The 23,598-nt window shown below is 62.3% G+C and carries 21 protein-coding genes; 12 read left to right on the forward strand and 9 right to left on the reverse strand.

The window, feature by feature from the left end; translation table 11 throughout:
* The first annotated feature begins 68 nt into the window (after nt 1-68).
* The gene (gene phnF, locus JNB71_RS20015) at nt 69-806 is read left to right on the forward strand and encodes a phosphonate metabolism transcriptional regulator PhnF (protein ID WP_220373544.1); all 738 of its coding nucleotides are present in this window, start codon (nt 69-71) and stop codon (nt 804-806) included.
* Nucleotides 807-861: 55 nt separating this feature from the next.
* Here phnF and JNB71_RS20020 read toward each other — a convergent pair whose 3' ends face one another.
* A complete protein-coding gene (locus tag JNB71_RS20020; protein ID WP_220373545.1) occupies nt 862-1,701 on the reverse strand; it encodes a fumarylacetoacetate hydrolase family protein in 840 nt (279 codons plus the stop codon).
* Between the two features lie 190 nt (nt 1,702-1,891).
* The gene (fba, locus tag JNB71_RS20025) at nt 1,892-2,938 is read right to left on the reverse strand and encodes a class II fructose-bisphosphate aldolase (protein WP_220373546.1); all 1,047 of its coding nucleotides are present in this window, start codon (nt 2,936-2,938) and stop codon (nt 1,892-1,894) included.
* A gap of 642 nt (nt 2,939-3,580) precedes the next feature.
* Between fba and JNB71_RS20030 the strand changes: the two genes are divergently transcribed.
* From JNB71_RS20030 to JNB71_RS20045, 4 genes are read left to right on the forward strand one after another with little or no spacing between them, the layout of a single operon-like run.
* Nucleotides 3,581-5,179: a peptide ABC transporter substrate-binding protein gene (locus tag JNB71_RS20030; protein ID WP_220373547.1), complete on the forward strand. Its 1,599-nt coding sequence runs from the start codon at nt 3,581-3,583 to the stop codon at nt 5,177-5,179.
* 59 nt (nt 5,180-5,238) lie between these two features.
* Entirely contained in the window at nt 5,239-6,162 is a 924-nt protein-coding gene (gene oppB / locus JNB71_RS20035) for an oligopeptide ABC transporter permease OppB (RefSeq protein WP_220373548.1), read from the forward strand.
* Entirely contained in the window at nt 6,155-7,285 is a 1,131-nt protein-coding gene (locus JNB71_RS20040) for an ABC transporter permease (protein ID WP_220373549.1), read from the forward strand. Before oppB ends, JNB71_RS20040 begins: the two co-directional genes overlap by 8 nt.
* 1 nt (nt 7,286) lies before the next feature.
* A complete protein-coding gene (locus JNB71_RS20045; protein ID WP_220373550.1) occupies nt 7,287-8,888 on the forward strand; it encodes an ABC transporter ATP-binding protein in 1,602 nt (533 codons plus the stop codon).
* On the opposite strand, the gene JNB71_RS20050 is transcribed toward JNB71_RS20045, so the two are convergent.
* Nucleotides 8,878-9,831, reverse strand: coding sequence for a DMT family transporter (locus JNB71_RS20050; protein WP_220373551.1), 954 nt, complete (start codon nt 9,829-9,831; stop codon nt 8,878-8,880). The genes JNB71_RS20045 and JNB71_RS20050 overlap by 11 nt on opposite strands.
* Nucleotides 9,832-10,096: 265 nt before the next feature.
* On the opposite strand from JNB71_RS20050, the gene JNB71_RS20055 reads away from it, so the two are divergent.
* The 3 genes from JNB71_RS20055 (at nt 10,097) to JNB71_RS20065 (ending at nt 14,036) form a co-directional block, all read left to right on the forward strand.
* Nucleotides 10,097-12,406, forward strand: coding sequence for an FdhF/YdeP family oxidoreductase (locus JNB71_RS20055; RefSeq protein WP_220373552.1), 2,310 nt, complete (start codon nt 10,097-10,099; stop codon nt 12,404-12,406).
* Complete coding sequence (locus JNB71_RS20060) at nt 12,407-12,730, forward strand: hypothetical protein (RefSeq protein WP_223215929.1); 324 nt, start codon at nt 12,407-12,409, stop codon at nt 12,728-12,730.
* Between the two features lie 238 nt (nt 12,731-12,968).
* On the forward strand, nt 12,969-14,036 hold the full coding sequence (locus JNB71_RS20065; RefSeq protein WP_220373553.1) for a DUF475 domain-containing protein: 1,068 nt from the start codon (nt 12,969-12,971) through the stop codon (nt 14,034-14,036).
* Between the two features lie 104 nt (nt 14,037-14,140).
* On the opposite strand, the gene JNB71_RS20070 is transcribed toward JNB71_RS20065, so the two are convergent.
* From JNB71_RS20070 to JNB71_RS20090, 5 genes are all read right to left on the reverse strand, one after another.
* A complete protein-coding gene (locus JNB71_RS20070) occupies nt 14,141-14,311 on the reverse strand; it encodes a hypothetical protein (protein WP_220373554.1) in 171 nt (56 codons plus the stop codon).
* A 171-nt stretch (nt 14,312-14,482) separates the two neighbouring features.
* A complete protein-coding gene (locus JNB71_RS20075) occupies nt 14,483-16,000 on the reverse strand; it encodes a tripartite tricarboxylate transporter permease (protein ID WP_220373555.1) in 1,518 nt (505 codons plus the stop codon).
* A 9-nt stretch (nt 16,001-16,009) separates the two neighbouring features.
* Nucleotides 16,010-16,501 (reverse strand): tripartite tricarboxylate transporter TctB family protein, encoded by a 492-nt coding sequence (locus tag JNB71_RS20080; protein WP_220373556.1) that lies wholly within the window; start codon nt 16,499-16,501, stop codon nt 16,010-16,012.
* Complete coding sequence (locus JNB71_RS20085) at nt 16,498-17,442, reverse strand: Bug family tripartite tricarboxylate transporter substrate binding protein (RefSeq protein WP_220373557.1); 945 nt, start codon at nt 17,440-17,442, stop codon at nt 16,498-16,500. Before JNB71_RS20085 ends, JNB71_RS20080 begins: the two co-directional genes overlap by 4 nt.
* Nucleotides 17,443-17,698: 256 nt before the next feature.
* Nucleotides 17,699-18,766 (reverse strand): ABC transporter substrate-binding protein, encoded by a 1,068-nt coding sequence (locus tag JNB71_RS20090; protein ID WP_220373558.1) that lies wholly within the window; start codon nt 18,764-18,766, stop codon nt 17,699-17,701.
* Between the two features lie 77 nt (nt 18,767-18,843).
* On the opposite strand from JNB71_RS20090, the gene JNB71_RS20095 reads away from it, so the two are divergent.
* On the forward strand, nt 18,844-19,518 hold the full coding sequence (locus JNB71_RS20095) for a response regulator (RefSeq protein ID WP_220373559.1): 675 nt from the start codon (nt 18,844-18,846) through the stop codon (nt 19,516-19,518).
* Nucleotides 19,518-20,909, forward strand: a complete 1,392-nt coding sequence (locus JNB71_RS20100) for a sensor histidine kinase (protein WP_220373560.1) — start codon at nt 19,518-19,520, stop codon at nt 20,907-20,909. Before JNB71_RS20095 ends, JNB71_RS20100 begins: the two co-directional genes overlap by 1 nt.
* On the opposite strand, the gene JNB71_RS24655 is transcribed toward JNB71_RS20100, so the two are convergent.
* The gene (locus tag JNB71_RS24655) at nt 20,906-21,028 is read right to left on the reverse strand and encodes a hypothetical protein (RefSeq protein ID WP_262927113.1); all 123 of its coding nucleotides are present in this window, start codon (nt 21,026-21,028) and stop codon (nt 20,906-20,908) included. The genes JNB71_RS20100 and JNB71_RS24655 overlap by 4 nt on opposite strands.
* A gap of 387 nt (nt 21,029-21,415) precedes the next feature.
* Between JNB71_RS24655 and JNB71_RS20105 the strand changes: the two genes are divergently transcribed.
* Entirely contained in the window at nt 21,416-22,411 is a 996-nt protein-coding gene (locus tag JNB71_RS20105; RefSeq protein ID WP_220373561.1) for an MDR family oxidoreductase, read from the forward strand.
* Nucleotides 22,412-22,623: 212 nt separating this feature from the next.
* A complete protein-coding gene (gene osmF / locus JNB71_RS20110) occupies nt 22,624-23,574 on the forward strand; it encodes a glycine betaine ABC transporter substrate-binding protein OsmF (protein ID WP_222857358.1) in 951 nt (316 codons plus the stop codon).
* Nucleotides 23,575-23,598: the final 24 nt, after the last annotated feature.

The following is a 23,598-nucleotide window of genomic DNA, read 5'->3' on the forward strand; positions in this document are numbered from 1 at the left end:
CTATTAATATAGACAACCATACATCTGATGATTGCTTTTCTAGAACTGCTGCATGACGGGCTTGTGACATGAATGCGAAAAAGGTGGTCGAACGGCAAACCGGCGTTGCCCTCTGGCGGCAGATTGCCGATCTGATCCGGCTATCGATCAGCAACGGCGATTACGACCAGACCGGCATGATACCGCCGGAAATCGTCCTGGCAAGCCAGTTCGGCGTCAACCGCCACACCGTGCGCAGCGCCCTTGCCGCACTCGCCGAGGAAGGTCTGGTGCAGGCGATCCAGGGGAGAGGCACGCTGATTCAGCGGAAGGAACGGCTGAGCTTTCCGATTTCCAGGCGCACGCGCTTTGCGCAGGGGCTTGGCGACCAGGCACGCGAGACGGAAGCGAAACTGCTTTCCCAAGCCGCCCTGCCGGCTGCCGTCGAGGTTGCCGCCGGGTTGGGGATCGCTCCCGGAACGAACTGCATCATGCTGGACCTGATGCGCAGCGCAGACGGCCGGCCGGTATCCTGTTCCACCAATTTCTTTCCTGCTGATCGCTTTCCGCGCATGGCAGAGCAAGTCGAAAGGCTGGGCTCGATCACCAAGGCCTTCGCCGCCGAAGGCCTGCCGGACTACGTGCGCGTCTCGACCGAGCTTGTCGCCCGCCACGCCGATGCCGACGAACTGGCCCTGCTTCGTCTTTCGCCCGGCGCCATCGTCATCGAGGCGACCGCCGTCAATGCCGATCCGGACGGCGTGCCGGTGCAGTTTGCCCGCACCCGCTTTGCCGCCGACCGCGTCAAGCTGAAGATCGAAACGTGAGGCCACGAAAAAGGGCGCAATGCCGTAGCACGCGCCCTCACATGTGATCGCGATCTCAGACGTCGGCGATGAAGGTCTGCTTCTGCGTACCGAGGCCCTCGATGCCGAGCTCGACGACGTCGCCGGCCTTGAGGTATTGCGGTGGCTTGAAGCCCATGCCGACGCCGGGGGGCGTGCCGGTCGAGATGATATCGCCGGGGTGCAGCGTCATGAACTGACTGAGATAGCTGACCACATTGGCGACCCCATAAACCATGGTCTTCGTGGAGCCATCCTGCTTGGTAACGCCGTTGACGGTCAGCCACATCTTCAGCTTCTGCGGATCGGCAACCTCGTCGCGCGTCACCAGCCACGGCCCGGTCGGGCCGAACGTGTCGCAGGACTTGCCCTTGGTCCACTGTCCGGAGCGCTTGGTCTGGAAATCGCGCTCGGAGACGTCATTGATGACGCAGTAGCCGGCCACATGCTCCAGCGCATCCGCTTCGGAGACGTACTTGGCTTTTTTGCCGATCACCACGCCGAGCTCGACCTCCCAGTCGGTGGATTCGGAGCCGCGTGGGATGATGACGTCGTCGTTCGGGCCGACGATGGCCGATGTCGCCTTCATGAAGATCACCGGTTCCGGCGGCACCGTCGCGCCGGTTTCGGCGGCGTGGTCGGCATAGTTCAGTCCGATGCAGATGAACTTGCCGGTTCCGGCAACGCAGGCGCCGAGGCGCGGACTGCCACCGACGATCGGCAGGCCGTCGATATCGAGCCCCTTGGCCCAGCTCATATCGCTGATGGCGTCGCCGCCGACATCGGCGATGACGCCGCTCAGATCCCTGATCTGGCCATCCTTGTCGAGAATGCCCGGCTTTTCCGACCCCAGGGGCCCATAGCGCAAAAGTTTCATGTTACCTCTTCCCTTGGAACGACAGACTGTCGTGCCGCCTGACAAATCAAAGGCGGGCAGCGTTGTAAAGCGCTTTTGCCGGTGCGCAGGGTCGGCGGATCGCCAAATCTTGCAGGCGATCGGGCGCCCTCGCCTCGCCGCGGCCCGCCGAAGGAGATTGTGGCGGGAGTTCTCCCGCCAAATTGTGCTCTCAGGCCGCCTTGGAATAGGCCCTTGCCATGTCCGGCAGGCGCTTGACGCGAATTTTCGACGCCTGACCGGCGGCGTTGAAGGCGATGAAGCGCTCCTTACAGACCTCGACCATGCGGGCGGTCGCCGGCTTGAGATAATTGCGCGGATCGAAATTATCGGGATGCTGCAGGTGATGCTTGCGGATCTCGCCGGTAAAGGCAAGGCGAAGATCGGTGTCGATATTGACCTTGCGGACGCCGAGCGGAATGGCCTTCTGGATCTCGGCCACCGGCACGCCCCAGGTCTGCTTCATCTTGCCGCCGAATTCGTTGAACAGGTCCTGCAGGTCCTGCGGCACCGTCGAGGAGCCATGCATGACCATGTGGGTGTTCGGCAGCCGCTTGTTGATCTTGGCGATCGTCTCGATCGACAGGATGTCGCCGTCCGGCGCGCGCGTGAACTTGTAGGCGCCGTGGCTGGTGCCGATCGCGACGGCCAGCGCGTCGACGCCGGTCTTCTCGACGAAATCGAATGCCTGTTCCGGATCGGTCAGCAATTCCTCACGCGACAGTTTGCCTTCAAAGCCATGGCCGTCTTCCTTTTCCCCGGCACCGGTCTCGAGATTGCCGAGACAGCCAAGCTCGCCTTCGACCGAGACACCGGCCGCATGGGCGATCTTCACAACTTCCGCCGTGACAGCGACATTGTAATCATAGCTGGCGATCGTCTTGCCGTCGGCCAGCAGCGAACCGTCCATCATCACGGAGGTGAAGCCGTTGGTGATTGCCGAAATGCAGGTCGAGGGTTGGTCGCCATGGTCGAGATGCAGGCAGACCGGAATATGGGGATACTCCTCAGCCGCGCCGAGGATGAGATGACGCAGGAAAGCATCGCCTGCATAGGCGCGGGCGCCGCGGCTGGCCTGCAGGATGACGGGTGAATCCGTGGCATCGGCGGCGCGCATCACCGCCTGAATATATTCCAGATTGTTTACATTGAAGGCGGGCAGGGCGTAGTTGTTTTCAGCGGCGTGGTCCAGCAACTGCCGCAAGGTGATCAATGCCATTCAGAAGTCTCCCATTGTCCTGTCGCCGCCGATCCGTGGGGCGTCGACTTTATTCTCCACTTGAGCAAAAGCGCCCGCCACAAACGCCGACTGGTATCGCGACCAGGCCTCCTGGCAACTGTGGGGCAGGATTTTCCTGCACCATAATTGATGATCATGGTTTGGCAACCACTGCCGAAACGGAAAATTCCATCACTCCTGCGACGGAAACGTTGCAGATACGGCCCTGTGGCCAAACTTTCCGCATTTTTTTGTCGTGCCGAACGAATCAATTTGTAGTTGTGAACAAGTAAGGCTTGGCGGCACCCTTCACACCTGCAACCGTCGAGGGAAGGCGACCTGCCCATAACGGTGATCGACACTTTCGTTTCGAGAGGCAGGCACCGGACGAATGCATATTACGTAAACTGCCGAAAATGATCCCGGTAATTGCGCGAGGGTCGATCCTGGTGGTCGGTGCGGCGATTTCGACAGGCGCAAATCCATCGCTAAATGACGCAATTGAAATGCAACCTCGGCGCTATAGATACATGTCTGTCAGCTTCATCGTGGCGTTTGAACGACGGCCGATGCCTTGCCTTTGCGAAAAAATTGGCATTCTCTCGCCGTTTCAAAACCTGAAAAGAGGGGAAGGAAAACAAAATGACATTGGCGAACATCAAGCTCAGCACAGCAATCCTGCTCGGATCGTTTCTCATCGGCGCAAGCCCCGTACTCGCCGAAACCGTCCTGCATCGCGGCAATGCTGGCGAACCACAGACGCTCGATCAGGCCCACACCTCGATCAATATCGAAGAGTTCATCCTGAAGGATCTCTATGAAGGCCTGACCATCTATGACGCGGCCGGCAAGGTGGTTCCGGGTGCGGCCGAAACCTGGGACCTCTCCGACGACGGCCTGGTCTACACCTTCAAGCTGCGCGCCGACGCCAAGTGGTCGGACGGCTCTCCGGTCACCGCCACCGACTTCGTCTTTTCGCTTCAGCGCATCGAGGATCCGAAGACCGCAGCCGGCTACGCCAACATCCTTTTCCCGATCAAGAATGCCGAAAAGGTCAACAAGGGTGAAGTTCCCGTCGATCAGCTCGGTGTCAAGGCCGTCGACGACAAGACGCTCGAAATCACGCTTGAGCGCCCGACGCCGTTCTTCCTGGAACTGCTGGCGCATCAGACGGCCCTGCCCGTCTCCAAGGCAAGCGTCGAAAAGAACGGCGCCGATTTCGTCAAGCCGGGCGTCATGGTCTCGAACGGCGCCTACAAGCTTGTCGCCCATACGCCGAACGACAGCCTGACCACCGAAAAGAACCCGGAATACTGGGACGCTGCGAACGTCAAGATCGACAAGGTGATCTTCTACCCGATCGACGACCAGGCCGCCTCCGTTCGCCGCTTCGAGGCCAAGGAAATGGACCTCGCCTACAACTTCTCGGCCGACCAGCTGGACCGGCTGCGCAAGTCCTATGGCGAGCAGGTCCATGTTTCCCCGACGCTCGCGACCTACTATTACGCCTTCGACACCCGCCAGGAACCCTATAGCGACGTGCGCGTGCGCCGGGCGCTGTCGATGTCGGTCGATCGCGACTTCCTCGCCAAGGAAATCTACTCGGGCTCGCAGCTGCCGTCCTACTCCATGGTGCCTCCGGGCATGGCCAGCTACGGCGATCCGGCAAAGGCCGACTTCTCCGAGATGTCGCAGCTCGATCGCGAGGATGAAGCGGTCAAGCTGATGAAGGAAGCCGGCTACGGCGAAGGCGGCAAGCCGCTCAACATCGAGATCCGCTACAACACCAACCCGAACCATGAGCGTGTTGCCACCGCCGTCGCCGACATGTGGAAGAACACGTTCGGCGCCCAGGTGTCGCTGGTCAATCTCGACGTCTCCTCGCACTACGCCTATCTGCAGGAGGGCGGCAAGTTCAACGTCGCCCGCGCCGGTTGGGTAGCCGACTATGCCGACGCCGAAAACTTCCTCGCGCTCAGCCTCTCCTCGAACAAGACGTTCAACTACGGTCACTTCGAAAACGCCGAGTTCGACGCCCTGATGAAGAAATCCTACGAGGAGACCGATCCGACGGTTCGGTCGAAGATCTTGCATGAAGCCGAGGCACTTCTGATGAAGGAACAGCCGATCGCGCCGTTCCTGACTCAGGCCGACCTCTGGCTGGTGTCCGACAAGGTGAAAGGTTGGCAGGATAACGCCGTCAACGCGCATCTCAGCCGCTTCCTGAGGGTTTCCGAATAACGGATTTTTGACGTGCGACGGCTTGGCGCCGCCGCGCGTCACGGTCAGAGAGCAAAACCATGATCTCCTTTGTCCTGCGCCGCCTCGCGAGCGCCGTGCCGACCCTTTTCATCGTCGTCACGATTTCCTTCTTCCTGATGCGGTTCGCGCCCGGCGGCCCCTTCAATCTCGAGCGTCCGCTGCCGCCCCAGACCATGGCGAACCTGATGGCGACCTATCACCTCGATCAGCCGCTGTGGAATCAGTACCTCACCTACATCAGCAACGCCGTCACCGGCGATTTCGGACCGAGCTATATCTACAAGGACAACACCGTGGCCGAACTGATCGGCAAGGGCCTGCCCTATTCGATCCAACTCGGTTCCTACGCCCTGCTCCTGGCACTGATCGGCGGCGTACTTGCCGGCACCCTTGCCGCGCTCCGGCAGAACAGTGTTCTCGATTTCCTCATCATGTCGGTCTCGACCGTCGGCGTCACGGTGCCCAATTTCGTGGTCGGGCCGGTGCTGACGCTGGTCTTTGCCGTCGTGCTTGCCTGGCTGCCGGCCGGAAGCTGGGGTGACGGTTCGCTGCGCTTCCTGATCCTGCCGATGGTGGCACTCGCGCTGCCGCAACTGGCGGTCTTTGCCCGGCTGACGCGCGGCTCGATGATCGAGGCGATGCACACCGACCATATCCGCACGGCCCGCGCCTACGGCCTGCCGCCGCGCGTCGTCGTCGTCACGCACGCGATGCGCGCCGCCATGCTGCCGGTCGTTTCCTATCTCGCACCCGCCGCCGCCGCCCTGCTCACCGGCTCGGCCGTCGTCGAAACGATCTTCACCATTCCCGGTGTCGGCCGCTATTTCGTGCTCGGTGCGATCAATCGCGACTACACGCTGGTGATGGGAACCGTCGTACTGATCGCCATCTTCGTCATCGTCTTCAATCTTGTGGTCGATATTCTCTACGGCCTTCTCGATCCGAGGGTTCGCCATGACTGATATTGTCACCACGCCGGCTCTGCCGCCCGAAACCGCCAGCCGAAGCCTGTTCCAGCTCGCAGCACTCCGCTTCCGCCGCAACCGCGCCGCCATGGCCGGCTGCGTCATGCTGGTGCTGATCGCAATGTTTTCCTTCCTCGGTCCCCATTTCATCAGCCACAGCTACGACCAGGTATTTCCATCCTACGTCTCGGTCCCGCCGAGCTTCGAACCGCGGCCGGATGCATCGAGCCTGCAGGATGTGATCGAGGGCGTTGCCGGACGGGCCCGCGTCGACCTGAAGGAGTTTGCCGTCGAAGGCCAGACCTTCACGGCGACGGTGACGTCGGACAAGCCGATCGATCCGCGCGCCACGCGCTATTTCGACCGCGCCAACGAATTCGACAACACGCAGGTCGTGGCAACCGAAAACGATGGCAAGACGTTGAAGCTCACCGGCAGCGTCTCGCGGGAATATTTCCTGTTCGGTACCGATTCCAACGGCCGCGATCTGATGGCGCGCGTCATGCTAGGCGGCCAGATATCGATCGCCGTCGGCCTGCTCGCGAGCCTCGTCTCGCTCTCGATCGGCGTCCTTTACGGTGCGACATCCGGCTATATCGGCGGGCGCATCGACAATGTCATGATGCGCTTCGTCGAGATCCTCTACTCGCTGCCCTTCGTCTTCCTCGTCGTCGTGCTGGTCGTCTTCTTCGGCCGCTCGTTCATCCTGATCTTCCTCGTCATCGGCGCGGTGGAATGGCTGGACATGGCCCGCATCGTGCGCGGCCAGACGCTGGCGCTGAAACGACGAGAGTTCATCGGCGCGGCGCAGGCGCTGGGGCTGACCGACTGGCAGATCATCCGCCGACACATCATCCCCAACACCATCGGCCCGGTCGTCGTCTTCGTCACCGTCGTCGTGCCGAAGGTCATCCTGCTCGAAAGCTTCCTCTCCTTCCTCGGCCTCGGCGTCCAGGCGCCGTTGACGAGCTGGGGCGCGCTGATTGCGGAAGGCGCCAACAACATCCAGTCGGCCCCGTGGCTGTTGATTTTCCCGGCGATCTTCTTCGTTCTCACCCTCTTCTCGCTGAATTTCGCCGGCGACGGCCTGCGCGATGCGCTCGACCCCAAGGACCGCTGACATGACTGATTCACGGGAAACAATTCTCGCCGTGCGCAAACTCAAGGTCTCGTTCTCGACGCCGGACGGAACGGTGGAGGCGGTCAAGGGCATCGATCTCGACGTCAAGGCCGGCGAAACGCTGGCCGTGGTGGGCGAATCCGGCTCCGGCAAGAGCCAGACGATGATGGGCATCATGGGGCTGCTTGCTGGAAACGGCACGGTCACGGGATCGGCAAAATACCGCGGCCAGGAACTCGTCGGCCTGCCGCTGAAGGCGCTGAACAATGTGCGCGGCGAAAAGATCACCATGATCTTCCAGGAGCCGATGACCTCGCTCGACCCCCTCTATACGATCGGCCGGCAGATCGCCGAACCGATCGTCCATCATCGCGGCGGCACCTTCAAACAGGCGCGCACCCGCGTGCTGGAACTGCTCGAGCTCGTTGGCATTCCCGAACCGAAACGGCGGATCGACAGCTATCCGCACGAGCTTTCCGGCGGCCAGCGGCAGCGCGTGATGATCGCCATGGCGCTCGCCAACGATCCTGACATCCTGATCGCCGACGAGCCGACGACGGCGCTCGACGTCACCATCCAGGCACAGATCCTCGATCTGCTGAATTCGCTGCAGGCCAAGTTCGGCATGGCCGTCGTGCTGATTACCCACGATCTCGGCATCGTCCGCCATTTCGCCAGCCGCGTTGCCGTCATGCGCCGCGGCGAAGTGGTCGAGACGGGAGCAACCACCGACATCTTCGAGCGACCGCAGGCGGATTATACCAAGATGCTGCTCGCCGCCGAACCGCGCGGCCGCAAGGAGCCGCCGGCAGCCACCGCGCCGATCGTTCTCGAAGGCGCGAATGTTGCGGTCGACTATGCCACCGGCGGCGGCCTGTTCGGCGGTTCAGCCGGCGTGTTCCGTGCCGTCGATGGCGTCAGCATCCGGCTGCGGGAGGGGCAGACCATCGGCGTCGTCGGCGAATCCGGCTCCGGCAAATCGACGCTCGGCCGCGCGCTTCTGCGGCTGATCCCGAGCAGCGGGCGTTACCGCTTCGGCGCGACGAACATCTCCGATTTCAGCCGCTCCGCCATGCGGCCGCTGCGCCGGCAGCTGCAGCTGGTGTTTCAGGATCCCTATGGATCGCTCTCGCCGCGCCAGACCGTCGGCGAGATCATCACCGAGGGGCTGTACGTCCACGAACCGCAGCTCAGCCGCGCCGAGCGTGACAAGCGGGCGATCGAGGCACTCAAGGAGGTCGGGCTCGATCCGGCGGCCCGCAACCGCTATCCGCATGAATTCTCCGGCGGCCAGCGGCAGCGCATCGCCATTGCCCGCGCCATCATTCTCAAGCCGAAGGTCGTCATTCTCGACGAACCGACTTCGGCGCTCGACCGCTCCGTGCAGGGACAGGTCATCGACCTTCTGCGTGCTCTGCAGAAGGCCTATGGCCTCTCCTACATCTTCATCAGCCACGACCTGTCGGTGATCAAGGCGATGTCGGACTACGTGGTGGTGATGAAGAACGGCAGGATCGTCGAGGAAGGCGATACCGACGCGATCTTCGAGGCGCCGCGCGAGAGCTATACGCAGACCCTGATGAGCGCGGCCTTTACCGCGTGACCTCTCCGTGCCCGGCTTCCATGGCCGGGTCCGGCTGCAGCGGTTTGCGTCGCTTCAGCTGCTGCTCGCGGAAAAAGATGAACAGGCCGGACGCAATGATCAGAGCGGAGCCGAGGATCACGGTCCAGCGCGGCGTATCGCCGAAGAAGATCCAGCCGAAAATCACCGCCCAGAAAAGCAGCGTATATTGCAAGGGCACGACGGTGGCCGCATCCGCCAGTTTCAGCGAGCGGGTAACGAGGAGATGGGCGAGCATGGCGACGATGCCGAGAAGGCTCAGGCACGCCAGGGCCTGCAGGTCCATCGGCGCCCAGCCGGCCGGATTAACGCCGACACCCGCCAGAGAAAAGATCAGCGCGCCGCTCAACTGCCAGAAGATCAGCGTCGTATCCGGCGTTGCCCGCAGGGTTCGCCCGAGAAGCAGCGCGAAGGCATAGGCGGTGCTGCCGGCAAGCGCGATCAGCGCCGGCAGGGAAAAGCTCTCGGCCGACGGCTCGAGCGCAATGAGGACGCCGAGGAAGCCGACGATGATCGCCGTCCACCGCCGCCAGCCGACCTTCTCGCCCAGAAGCAGCGGCGAGGCAGCCGCGACATAGATCGGGGCCGCCAGCCAATAGGTCATCGCGTCGGCAAGCGGCATGTAGGCGACGGCAAAATAGAAGGCCGATGCATCGAATGCAAAAAGAAGCGACCGCAGTCCCTGCAGCCACGGGCGATCGACGATCAGCAGGCTGCGCCACCCGCGCTTGACGAAGAATGGAATGAGCACCACCAGAGCCGCGAGGCTGCGGATCGTCATCAACTGGCTGACGGAATAGGTCGACACCAGCCATTTCCCCATCGCGTCGTTCAGCGAGAACATCAGCATGCCGAGCAGCATGAAGAGGACGCCGGTTCGGGCGGCATTCGAAGTGTGAGCAAAGGGGGCTGTTGCGACCGTCATGGCTTCGGCTCCGGGAAAGACGGCTTGCCCTCGCATATTCCGGCACTTCAATCCATCCACGAAAATCGATGGATCGATGAACAATCGGAATAGATGCTACGCGGCACCCGCAATCCTTTGAATTTGCACCGCAGCACGATAGAAGTATTCTATTAGCACATGCAAAATGGACCATTGAAAGAAAACAAAAATTCAATCAAAAGCCGGTGGGATATGGGTTTTTGATCATGTTTCTTCTATTGACCGCGGAGGGATCGCTTCGTTCATGGGCAAGACTGTTTTCATCGGCAAACCTTCCCGCGCCGCAGGCGGCTGGGGGGCGCTGAAAAGCTGCGGCAAGCGCCTTCTGGAAAGCGGCTCGCCGCTTTCTGGCGCGCGCACCCTGCTGAAGGCCAATCAGCCGGATGGATTCGACTGCCCGGGCTGCGCCTGGGGTGATCCGGAGCACGGCTCCTCGTTCGAATTCTGCGAGAACGGCGTGAAAGCCGTCGCCTGGGAGGCGACCGACAAGCGCACGCCACCGGATTTCTTTGCCACGCACAGCGTCTCCGAGCTGAAAACGTGGAGCGACTACGCGCTTGAACAGCAGGGCCGTCTCACCCATCCGATGCGCTACGACCGGGCGACGGACAGCTATGTCCGTGTCGACTGGGATGCCGCCTTTGCCGAGATCGCCGCAATCCTCAACAGTTTCGACACGCCGGACCGTGCCGAGTTCTACACCTCCGGCCGCGCCTCCAACGAAGCTGCCTTCCTCTACCAGCTCTTCGTGCGGCTCTACGGCACCAACAATTTTCCCGATTGCTCGAACATGTGCCATGAGGCGAGCGGCATCGCCATGAAGCAGGCGGTCGGCGTCGGCAAGGGCACGGTGCTGCTCGAGGATTTCGAGAAGGCCGACGCCATCTTCGTCATCGGCCAGAATCCCGGCACCAACCATCCGCGCATGCTCGGCGATCTTCGCCGCGCCGCTCGACGCGGTGCAAAGATCGTCATCTTCAATCCGCTGCGCGAGCGCGGCCTCGAGCGTTTCGCCGACCCGCAGGACAAGCTCGAAATGCTGCGTGGCGGCTCGAGCGAAATCGCCAGCGACTATTTCCAGCCGCGCCTCGGCGGCGACATGGCCGCGGTGCGCGGCATGGCCAAGGCGGTCTTCGCCGCAGACGAGGCAGCACGGACTGCAGGCCGGCCCTCCGTTCTCGACCTCGATTTCATCAGCAGGCATACCGCGGATTTCGATGCCTATCGTGGCGCCGTCGAGGCGACCGGATGGGCCGAGATCGAGGACCAGTCCGGCCTGACGCGCGATGAAATCGAGCGGGCGGCAGCGGTCTATCTCGGCGCCGGACGGGTGATCTGTACCTGGGCGATGGGCGTCACCCAGCACCGGCATTCGGTGATCACCATCCGCGAGATCGCCAGTTTCATGATGCTGCGCGGCAATATCGGCAAGCCGGGCGCCGGCCTCTGCCCCGTGCGCGGCCATTCCAACGTCCAGGGCGACCGTACCGTCGGCATCAACGAGAAGCCGCCGGCCGCCTTCCTCGATGCATTGGAACGGGAGTTCGATTTCCAGGCGCCCCGGCATCACGGCCACAATGTGCTTGCAGCCATCGGCGCCATGCTGGACGGCTCGGCACAGGCCTTCATCGGCCTCGGCGGCAATTTCGCGCGTGCAACGCCGGACAGCCAGCTCATCGAAAGGGCGCTGGCCAGGCAAAAGCTGACGGTCAACATCGCAACCAAGCTCAACCACTCGCACCTGATGCCGGGCGAGGTGAGTTTCATCCTGCCCTGCCTCGGCCGCACGGAGATCGACCACAACTCGAAGGGCGTCAGCCAGATCGTCACGGTCGAGGATTCGATGAGCATGGTGCACGGTTCGGGCGGCATCAACAGGCCCGCCTCGCCGGAACTGCGCTCCGAGGTGGCGATCATCGCCGGCATCGCTGCCGCGACCGTCGGCTCGGCAAAGGTCGATTGGGCAGCGCTCGCCGATGACTACGACCTGATCCGCGATCATATCGCCAATGTCATTCCCGGCTTTGAAAACTACAACCAGCGCGTCCGCAAGCCGCGCGGCTTCCATCTGCGCAATGCCGCCGCCAATCGCGAATGGGAGACACCGCAGGGGCGCGCCATGTTCTGGAGCGGCCCGCTCCCTGATGCCGTCGAACATCAGGTCGCCCGCGGCAGGGATGGCGTTTTCGTGCTGCAGACCTTCCGTTCGCACGATCAGTACAACACGACGATCTATGGCATGGACGACCGCTATCGCGGCGTCTACGGCGAGCGCAACGTCGTCTTCATCAATCCCGCCGACCTGGCCGATCTCGGCGCCGAGGCCGGTGACCGCGCCGACGTGATCGGGCGCCACGAGGACGGCGTTTCCCGTGTCGCCAGCGATTTCCGCTTCGTGCCCTATGATATCCCGCGCGGCTGCGTCGCCGGTTATTATCCCGAACTCAACGTGCTCGTGCCCTTGTCGAGCGCCGGGGACGAGAGCGATACGCCGACCTCAAAATCGGTGCTGGTATCCTTCCGCACCAAAGCCAGGCAGGCAGATGCGGCCTGAATGCCAGATAGCCCGTCCGAAGCCGATTTCCTTGCCCTGGTCGAGGTGGTGCGCAGACGGCACGCCACGCTTTCGCCGCTGGGCGCAGGCATCATCACGGCCATTTCGCAAGGGATAGCTGACGACAGCCGCACCTTTGCGAGACTGTTCGGCATCGCCCACGCGCTCGTCCTGCGGGAGATCAATCTGCTTTGCGGGCCGCAGGCGCCGATCGATATCGTCCGTCGCGATGCCCGCACGCAGCGAACGTATATCAAACTTACGGTAAAAGGCGACACGCTTATGGCCGGCGTGCTTGACCTTGGCGATAACGTCGCTAAGTAAGAACCATCTCCGCAGTGCAGGGCATTCTAACACGCCTGCGGAGTTCAACCTGATACCGGGCCCCTCTGGCGAGAATCTACGGCGCTCTCGTGATGTCGGTATCACCCGCAAATAAGCCGGCGGACTATAAGCACATGACAATCCATCTCATGCGTTCTTCGCATGCCGATCATGGCATGCGGGATTTCTCCATCTATGCACCCCTTGGCCCTAATCTTGACGGATCGGAGGTGCGGCCATGAAGCCCGCCTCGCAAACTTCGGCTCTCGGTTATTTCACCTGGGCCTTCATCACGACGGCGGCCGGTCTTGCGCTCGGCGCCTGGCTCGGGTGGGCCACGACCGGTACCCTGGGCGGCATGGCTACCGTCTTCTTCGTCTGTACGGTGCTTGCCGTGCTGGAAATCTCGCTTTCCTTCGACAACGCCATCGTCAACGCCAACAAACTGAAGGAAATGACGCCGGTCTGGCAACACCGGTTCCTCACCTGGGGCATCGTGATCGCCGTCTTCGGCATGCGCATCATCTTCCCGCTGCTGATCGTGGTGATCGCCGCCAAGATCGGGCCGATCGATGCCGTGGTGCTGGCCGCCTCGCGTCCCGAGGAATACGCCCGCATCATGCACGAGGCGCATCTGCCGATTGCGGCGTTCGGCGGAACCTTCCTGATGATGGTCGGCCTGAAGTTCTTCTTCGACCACGAGAAGGACACCCACTGGATCGCGTCACTCGAACGCGGCATGTCACGCTTCGCGACGATCAAGGGCGTCGAAATCGCCTTCGTGCTCGTGTTGATCCTGGTGTTTTCCTCCTTCCTGCACGGAGAGGAAGCCACCACCTTCGTCTATTGCTCCATCTACGGCCTCCTGACCTTTCTCGCGGTCGAGGTGGTTGGCGGGCTGCTTGATGCCTCGCAGCAGACGATGAGTGCTGCAGCAAGAGGTGGGCTCGGCGCTTTCATCTATCTTGAAGTGCTGGACGCCAGCTTCTCCTTCGACGGCGTGATCGGCGCCTTCGCGCTGACGCAGAACCTCTTCGTCATTGCCATCGGTCTCGGCATCGGCGCCATGTATGTGCGTTCGATGACGATCATGCTGGTCGAGAAGGGGACGCTTGCCGAATATCGTTACCTCGAGCACGGTGCCTTCTACGCGATCCTGATCCTGTCGGTGATCATGTATTGCCAGACGCTGGTGCATATTCCGGAGGTTATCACCGGTCTCGGCGGGGCGGCCCTGATCGGCATCTCGCTGTGGTCTTCGATCCGCCACAACAGGCGGCAACGCTCTGAACACGTCAACGCCTGACGCTGTTGCGGCAACGAAAAGCCCGCCAATCCTTGGGATTGGCGGGCTTTTTCATTCGGATTGCAGCAGCTGAACGGCAGCGCGCAATATTTCAGGCTTTGGTGTTAGCGGTGCTTCACGGAGTTGAAGTTCTTCGGATCGATACCGAGAGTGTAGAGATCGCGGTCCAGCGGACGGCGGTGGCCTTCAACAGCCGCGGCTGCGGCCGTGGCCGCGCCAAAGATGGCGATGGCATTACCGAAGAAGCCTCGGGCAGGTTTACGAAGGGCGGACATCTCTTTTACTCACTTTCCGGTTGGTTGATCGTGTTTCATTCGATGAGTGGAAGATGATCCTTTGGGCATCGCTTTACAATGCACAGGAATTCATCCCAGCCATGCAAATAGGAAAGGCCCGGTTAACATCAGCTAACCGGGCCCTTCGCTCAGACGGTCTTGGGAGGAACGTCAGTCTTCGCTTGCTGCCAGCTGGGCCAGGACTTCTCCACGACCACGCGCCCGCAGGATCAAGGGGATGATCAGGGCGGCGGCCGCAATCACCAGCAGCACGGCGGCGATCGGCGAGGTGAACAGCACCGTCACATCGCCTTGGCTGATCGACAGTGCCCGGCGAAGTTGCTGTTCGGCGAGCGGGCCGAGGATCAGGCCGACGACGACAGGGGCGATCGGATAGCCGAAGATGCGCATGACATAGCCGAGGACACCGAAGGCGAGCAGCATGCCGAGTTCGAACACCGATGGATTGGCGCCGATGGTGCCGAGCGTCGCAAACAGGAGAATGCCGGCATAGAGCCAGGGTTTCGGGATCGTCAGGAGCTTCACCCAGAGACCAACCAACGGCAGGTTCAGCACAAGCAGCATGAAGTTGGCGATCAGCAGGCTGGCGATCAGGCCCCAGACGAGCTGCGGGTTGGTCGCGAACAAGAGCGGACCGGGCTGCAGGCCGTACTGCTGGAAGCCGGCCAGCATGATAGCCGCCGTTGCCGTCGTCGGCAGGCCTAGCGTCAGGAGCGGCACCAGCGTGCCGGCAGCCGAGGCATTGTTGGCCGCTTCGGGACCGGCTACACCCTCGATGGCGCCGTTGCCGAATTCTTCCGGATGGTTGGTCAGCCGCTTTTCGGTGGCATAGGAGAGGAACGTGCCGATCTCGGCGCCGCCCGCCGGCATCGCGCCGATCGGGAAGCCGATCGCCGTGCCGCGCAGCCACGGCTTCCAGGAGCGCGCCCAATCCTGGGCGTTCATCCAGACGGATCCCTTGACCGCTTCGACCTTGTCCGGGCCGAGGTCGCCTTGTGCCGCGATATAGAGCGATTCGCCGATGGCGAACATCGCGACCGCCAGTGTCGTCACCTCGATTCCGTCGAGCAGGTCGGGAATGCCGAAGCTCATGCGCGTCTGGCCGGTCAGCTGGTCGATGCCGACGATGGCGAGCGCAAAGCCGATGAACAGCGACGTCAGCCCGCGCAGCGTCGAATCGCCGAAGGCCGAGGAAACCGTGACGAAGGCAAGCACCATCAGCGCAAAATATTCGCGCGGGCCGAAAACCAGCGCCAGCTTGACGACGTAAGGCGCAATCAAGGCCAGCGCCATGGTTGCGATCAGGCCGGCGACGAAGGAACCGATCGCGGCTGTCGCCAATGCCGGTCCGCCGCGCCCGGCCCGGGCCATCTTGTTTCCCTCGAGTGCGGTGACGATCGACGAGCTTTCACCCGGGGTGTTCAGGAGGATCGAAGTGGTCGAGCCGCCATACATGCCGCCATAATAGATGCCGGCGAACATGATCAGCGAGCCGCCCGGATCGAGCTTGTAGGTCACCGGCAGGAGCAGCGCCACGGTGAGCGCCGGGCCGATGCCGGGAAGAACCCCGACGGCTGTGCCGAGCGTCACGCCGATCAGCGCGTAGAGGAGGTTCATGGGCTGGGCGGCGACAAGCAGGCCCTGCAGCAGGAAATCGAATGTGTTCATGTCAGGGCCTTACCAAAACAGGTGTTCGAGCGGACCGGCGGGCAGCGACAATTGCAACAGCCCGGCAAAGATCAGCCAGACGCCAAGACAGATGAGGATACCGAGCGGAATCGTCATCCACAGCTTGCGCTTGCCGAAGGCCGCTGCCGTTGCGGCAAAGAGCACACCCGTGGCGATCGAGAACCCCGCCGTTTTCAGAAGCAGCATCTGCAAGGCCAGGCCGCCGACGATCCAGACGACCGGAGCGACTTCCTGGCGATCGCGCGCCGGGAAATCACCGCGCAGGGCCTCAAAAACGGTCCAGACCGCCAGTATCAGCAAGCCGCCGGCGATCACGAAGGGCGTGGTGGCCGGGCCGATGCCGGAATAGCCGCCCATGCTCGCAAGCCGTGACGCATCCCAGTAGATCAGGCCGCCGAGGGCCGCGAGGAAGACGGCGATGACAAGCGCCGCCTTGTCAGGGCGGCGCGTTTCCGTCGAAGGGGTGTGGCCCTTGCTCATTTTACCAGACCAATGTCCTTGAGGACGGTTTCGGTTGCCGAAATGTCCTTGGCGAGCTGCTCCTTGAAGGCATCACCGGCCAGATAGGTATCCTGCCAGCCCTTGGTCTTCAGGGTTTCCTGCCAGCTGGCGGACTTGACCATTTTCTCGATGTCGGCCGAAACGGCAGCCTTCTGCTCGTCGGTCAGGCCGGGAGCGGCGGCAACCATGCGCCAGTTCTGAACCACCACGTCGAGGCCGCTTTCCTTGATGGTCGGCGCATCGACGCCGGCAATGCGCTCGGCGCTTGAAACGGCGAGAAGACGCAGCGTGCCGGACTTCACCTGGCTTTCGAATTCGCCGTAGCCGGAAATGCCGGCCGTTACCTGGCTGCCGAGAATGGCGGCCAGCGCTTCGCCACCGCCGGAGAAGGCGATGTAGTTGATCTTGGTCGGGTCCACGCCCGCAGCCTTGGCGATCAGGCCGACAGCGATATGGTCGGTGCCGCCGGCCGAGCCGCCACCCCAGGAGACTGCGCCCGGATCCTTCTTCAGCGCCTCGACGAGATCGCCGAAGGACTTCAGCGGTGAATCCGCCGGCACGACGATGGCTTCGTATTCGCCGGTCAGGCGAGCGATCGGGGTGACATCATTCAACGTCACCGGCGAGTTGTTGGTCAGGATTGCGCCGACCATGACGTAGCCGCCGACGATCAGGGCATTCGGATTGCCCTTCGACTGGCTGGCGAACTGTGCAAGGCCGATGGTACCGCCGGCGCCGGGTACGTTCTGCACCTGGACGTTGCCGGAGATGCCTTCCTGCTGCATCACGGTCTGGATCGAGCGCGCGGTCTGGTCCCAGCCGCCGCCGGGGTTCGCCGGGGCGATGATGGTGTAGTCAGCGGCAAAAGCCGGCAGGGCAAGAGCACCGGCGAGAATGGATGCCAGAAAAAACTGTTTCAAGATTAGTCCTCCGTCAGGCGCGCTCCTTGATCTGGCGCGCAGTGTTCATCTTTGCGGACGGGGGTGGCTCACTCTTAATCGGACGCGTTCGCTTCCTCAGCAGAACGACGTCGGGTCTGGTGAAACTCCTCCCATTCGCCTCGATCATCCGCCTCCACGGACGATGAAGAACTGCAAGGCACCATAAAAAGCTGTCATCTACCTGACATCGAACGGAACCCTGCCGGATTAATCTCCGCTAATTTTTCTGCTTCGTCTACTGGAGCCGCAAAACTTCGTTCCACCGGGCGATCAGCCGCGCCCGCTTGACCTGATCGAGGTAAACCATCAGCCCGGGACTGACCGGAACCGGTCGCAACTGCCCGCCGAGCATTTCCCGCATCGTATTGGCCGTGTTGGCGCCCGCAACGTCCGGACTGACGGCGGGGATCTGCAACTCGCGCGCCATGATCGTCTGGCCTTCCTTCGACATGAAGAATTCCAGATAGCGCCGGCCGAGATCGGGCGAGGCGGCCGCCTGCGGCACCAGCCCGATGCGCGACATGACGACGGTATAATCGCGCGGCAGGACGATGCCGACATCCGGGTGACGCGAGGCCCAGTCGGCGGCATAGGAGCCGAGAATATTGTAGCCGAGAACAAAGCGGCCGTCGGAGACCCGCTCGAGAATGGCCGAACTGGTGGAATACAGCTTGACGCCGGCAGCACCCATCATCTGGATCACCGACCAGATGTCGCCGAACTGCTCCTGGTCGCGCGCCATGAACAGGAAGCCGACGCCGGACCGCTCGATATCATAGGTGCCGATCTTTCCATAAACGCCGCTGCCGTGGCGCTTCAGATAATCCACGAACTCGGCCCGCGTGGAGGGCGGCTTCTCTTTTGTGAAACTCGGCTTGTGATAGACGAAGACCGCCGGTTCGAATGTCAGCGCGTAGGCCGTGTTGCGCCAATTGGCCCAGCCCGGCCAGCGGGCGCTCATCGGCAGGTCGCTGCGCTGGGCATAGCCGTCATTGCTAAGCTTGACCTGCAGGTCCATCGCCGAGGAAAAGGCGAAATCAGCGGTCTTTTCGCCTGTGTCGGTCTCCTTGACAATCCGGTCGTAGATCTCGCCGGTCAGCATATCTTCGTAGCGCACCGCCACATCCGGATTGGCTTTCTGGAAACCGACGATCATCGGTCGCGCCAGCGGTTCGTCGAGCGAGGAATAGACGATGACGGTCGGGGCGTCCGGGTTGCCCGAGAGCGCCGGAAACACGACCGGCTCGGCGGTGACAGGCAGGGAAAATCCGCAGAGAAAACTGAGACACAGAAGCAAACGCATAAAACGATATTGCCGCAGCCCCGGGCCGTTCACAAGCCGGATGACGGCCGCTAGAGTGCATCAGGGAGACAGCGGATTTGCGGATATTACTGGTCGAAGACAATACGGCGCTTGCGGAAGGGCTTGTCGCCATCCTGCGCGGCAGCGGCTATGCGGTCGATGTCGTCGGCGACGGCGCGTCGGCCGATGCCGTGGCCGCGACCGAAAATTTCGATCTTGTCATCCTCGACCTGACCCTGCCGGAAATGGACGGCCTCGACGTGTTGCGCTCGATGCGCGCGCGGCAGAACAAGGCGGCGGTGCTCATCCTCACTGCGCGAGGCACACAGGAGGAGAAGATCCGCGGCCTCGATCTCGGCGCCGATGACTACATGATCAAGCCCTTCGACGTCAGCGAGTTCGAGGCTCGCGTCCGCGTGCTCTTGCGCCGGCAGGCGGGGCTTCGCTCCTCCCTCGTCAGCTACGGCAAGATCTCGTTCGACCTCAACTCCCGCACCTTTTCCGCCGGCGGCGTCACCGTCGATATTCCGGCCCGTGAGCTTGGCCTGCTTGAAATCCTGTTCATGCGGGCCGGAAAGGTCGTCGCCAAGGAAGCGATCATCCAGTCGCTGACCGCCTTCGACGACGACCTGAGCGCCAATGCGATCGAGCAATATGTCAGCCGGCTGCGCAAGCGGCTTGGCCCCCACGGTCTGACGGTCCGCACGGCGCGCGGCATCGGCTACTATCTCGACAAGATGGCGGACGCCTGATGGCGCGGGCCGCCTATTCGCTGCGTCGCAGGCTGCTTGCCTGGCTGCTGATCTCGACGGTGGTCATCGGATGCCTCGCCCTGATCGATACCTATCGCGAGGCGGTGAAGACGGCAAACGTCGTCTCCGATCGTGTGCTTGCCGGCTCGGCGCTGGCGATTGCCGAGCGGGTCGTGGTTGCGGAAGACGGTTCGCTCGAGGTGGACATTCCCTATGTCGCGCTGGAAATGCTGACCTCGGCGGCACAGGACCGTGTGTTCTACCGCGTCGACGGGCCGCCCGGCCGGTTCATCACCGGCTACCAGAACCTGCCGTCGATCACCGACATGAAGGGGCAGTCCGCGGTCTATGCCGACGCGCAGTTCCGCGGCGAGCCGATCCGCGTCGCGGCGCTGGAACGCTCTGCCTCGACCGGCATCAACTCCGTCCCCTTCGTCGTCACCGTTGCCGAGACGACCATCGCGCGGCGGCAATTGACGCAGGCCATTCTGTTGCGATCGGCATTGCGCCTCTTGATGATGATCCTTGGCGCGGCGGCGATCGTCTGGATCGCGGTGACCTTTTCGCTGCGGCCGCTCTATCGTCTGGGAGACGCCATTGCCGAGCGCAATCCAGACGATCTGCACCCGATCGAGCAATCGGTGCCGAGCGAAGTCGAGGGGCTGGTCGAGACGGTCAATTCCTTCATGGTGCGGCTGCAATCGGCCCTCGATGCGCTCCGGCATTTCTCCGGCAATGCCAGCCACCAGTTGCGCACGCCGCTCGCAATCATCCGCACCCAGCTTGCCCTTTCCAACCGCGCTGCGACGCTGGAGGAGGCGCAGGCCGCAGCGCGCAAGAGCGACGAGGCCGTAGCCCATGCCGAACGCATCCTCGCGCAACTGCTGCTGATGGCCAAGATCGATGCCGCCGGCTCGAAGGAGCCGCAGCCCGTGGAGATCATCGACCTGATGGCATTGGCGCAGGAGATCACCGGCGATCGGGTGCCCGGCGCTGGCGACGCAGGCGTCGATCTCGGTTTCGAAGGTGAGGGCAGGGTGCTGATCCGCGCCGAGCCTCTCCTGATCGGCGAACTCCTGCGCAACCTGATCGAAAACGCCATCGCCTATGCCGGCAAGGGTGCGGAAGTGACCGTTCGCGTCGGAACCGAAGACGACACCGTCCGCCTCGACGTCGAAGACAATGGCCCGGGTATCCCGCCGGAGAAGCGGCAGGTCGTGCGCCAGCGTTTCGCGCGCGGCGGGCGCGGCGAAGCACCGGGAATGGGGTTGGGACTTCCGATCGTCGAAGAAATCGCCGGTCTGTTCGGCGGACATCTCTCGCTGGGCGAAGGGCCGGATGGCCAGGGGCTGAAGGCCTCCGTGACATTTCCGGCCGCTGGCTCGTCCTAGCGTTGGCGACCCGTCATCAGCGAGGACGTTTCACGGGTCTGAACGAGAAGGATCGCGCTCCAGATCATCTGGACAAGACTGCGATCAGACGGGTTCGACAGCTTGCGCTGCGAGAACATGATAAGCTCCATGGGATTGTTGCGAGCGCCTGATAGCACGCCGACAGGTATTTCGCCAGGGCGCGGAAGGCAAATCTGCCTTGCGCAGCAAGCATGGCAGATAAATTTGAATTCATGTTGGCTTTATACATTACGACAAAAGTAAAAAATCAGAACCATCTTTTCATAATCGTTGGTAATGACCTTTTGATTCAATGACTTGCTTGGGTAGAGGCCGGCCGGATGCCGCAGCTTTTTCAGGCCGGCCATTGCCGGCGTCTTACCGATCTTTTGCTTGTAGGGGACCACTGTAGTGTGCGGCCATGGCCCGTCCTCCTTTGCCTTTGGTCCAAATGGCTTTTCGCGTCTTCCCATGCGATGGTGCGCGAAAACAGACGGGAGAAGATCATGGCGGATCGTTTCAGGGCACTTGTGATCGAGGAACGCGACGGCAAGCCGGTCAGCGGCTTCAAGGACCTGACATTGTCGGACCTGCCGGATCATGACGTGCTGGTCGAGGTGCTGTTTTCGACGCTCAATTACAAGGATGGCCTCGCCATTTCCGGCAGGGGCCGCATCGCCCGTCGTCTGCCAATGGTTGCAGGCGTCGATCTCGCAGGCATCGTCGTCTCATCCCGCAATCCGGACTGGAAGCCGGGCGACAAGGTCGTCGTCAACGGCTGGGGCATGTCCGAAACCGAATGGGGCGGCTATACCCGCTTTCAACGGCTGAAGCCGGAATGGCTGACACGCCTGCCGGATGGCTTCAGTCTCGAGCAAAGCATGGCGATCGGCACTGCCGGCTATACCGCGGCCCTGGCCATTGACGCACTCGAACGCTGGGGAAAGATCAGGACGGACGATCGCGAGGTTCTCGTGACCGGCGCCGCAGGCGGCGTCGGCTCGGTCGCCGTCGCGCTGCTTGCCAGACGCGGCTACAGGGCGACGGCATCGACGGGGCGCCCGGAAACCCACGACTATCTTGCGACGCTCGGTGCAACCGCCTTTGTCGACCGTGCCGAACTGGCAGTGAAAGGTGGCGCACTGCAGAAGGAGCGCTGGGCCGGTGCCATCGATTCCGTCGGTTCGGCGACGCTTGCCAATGTGCTGGCGCAGACCGTCCAGAACGGCGCGGTGGCGGCCTGCGGCCTCGCCGGTGGCGCCGACCTGCCCGCAACCGTGATGCCGCACATCCTGCGCGGCGTGGCATTGCTCGGCATCAATTCGGTGACGGCGCCGCATGCGGAGCGCGACAAGGCCTGGGCGATCCTTGCAGAAAGCCTCGATCGCGCACTTCTGGCATCGATGACGACGGTCGAGCCGCTGTCGAACCTGCCGCAATTGGCAGAGGACATCGTCGCCGGAAAGATCCGCGGCCGCGTCGTCATCGATGTGACGCGCTGATCGATAGGGACCCGTTCACGTCTCAGAGCCCTTCTGCCGTTCCTCATCCGTCAAATGCCCAAGGGTGGTGCATAGCCGCTCATTGTGCATCCTGTCGCGCGCCTTTTGATGGAGAGCCTGAAGCAAGGCGCGCGATTTTCTACCAAAAAGCTCTATTTTTCTCCCGAACCCGCCACATATGGCAGTTTATGCCCCGACGAAGGTCGGTCGCCATGGGAGAAATTGTGACGCAGTTTCAAGGGAGAAGTATCGTGGGTCTCAACACAAAGCTTATCGGCGCCGCGTTTGCGGTGCTCGTTGCCGCCGCCGCGGCAAATGCTCAGGTCGTCGTCGCTTCCAAGATCGATACCGAAGGCGGCGTGCTCGGCAACATCATCCTGGCCGTCCTGAATGCCAACAACATCCAGACGACCGATCGGGTGCAGCTTGGGGCGACGCCCGTCGTACGCAAGGCGATCATCGCCGGCGAGATCGACATCTATCCGGAATATACCGGCAACGCCGCCTTCTTCTTCGAAAAGGCCGACGACCCGCTCTGGAAGGATGCGGCCAAGGGTTACGAAGAGGCCAAGAAGCTCGATTACGACGCCAACAAGATCGTCTGGCTGACGCCGTCGCCGGCCAACAACACCTGGGCCGTCGCCGTTCGCAAGGATCTTGCCGATGCCAACGGCATCAAGACCTTCAGCGACTTCGGCAAATATGTCTCCGGCGGCGGCAAGGTCGTGCTCGCGGCCTCCTCGGAATTCGTCAATTCGGCGGCGGCGCTTCCGGCGTTCCAGACCGCCTATGGCTTCACGCTGAAGTCTGACCAGCTGATCACCCTATCGGGCGGCGACACCGCAGCGACGATCTCGGCAGCCGCCAATCAGACCAACGGGGCCAATGCGGCCATGGTCTACGGCACGGATGGCGGCATCGCGCCGTCCGGCCTGGTGGTTCTGGAGGACGACAAATCCGTCCAGCCGGTCTATCAGCCGACGCCGATCATCCGCGAGGCGGCGCTGAAGGAGCATCCCGAGATCGAAACGCTGCTGAAGCCGGTGTTCGAGAAGCTGGACCTGACGACGCTGCAGGAACTGAACGGCCGCGTCCAGGTGGGTGGCGAACCGGCCAAGTCGGTGGCGGCGGACTTTTTGAAGAAGAATGGCTTTCTGAAATAAGCTGCCTCGAGTTCAAGGCCGGTT

The sequence above is a fragment of the Rhizobium herbae genome (assembly GCF_019511375.1).
GTDB lineage: Bacteria > Pseudomonadota > Alphaproteobacteria > Rhizobiales > Rhizobiaceae > Pararhizobium > Pararhizobium herbae_A.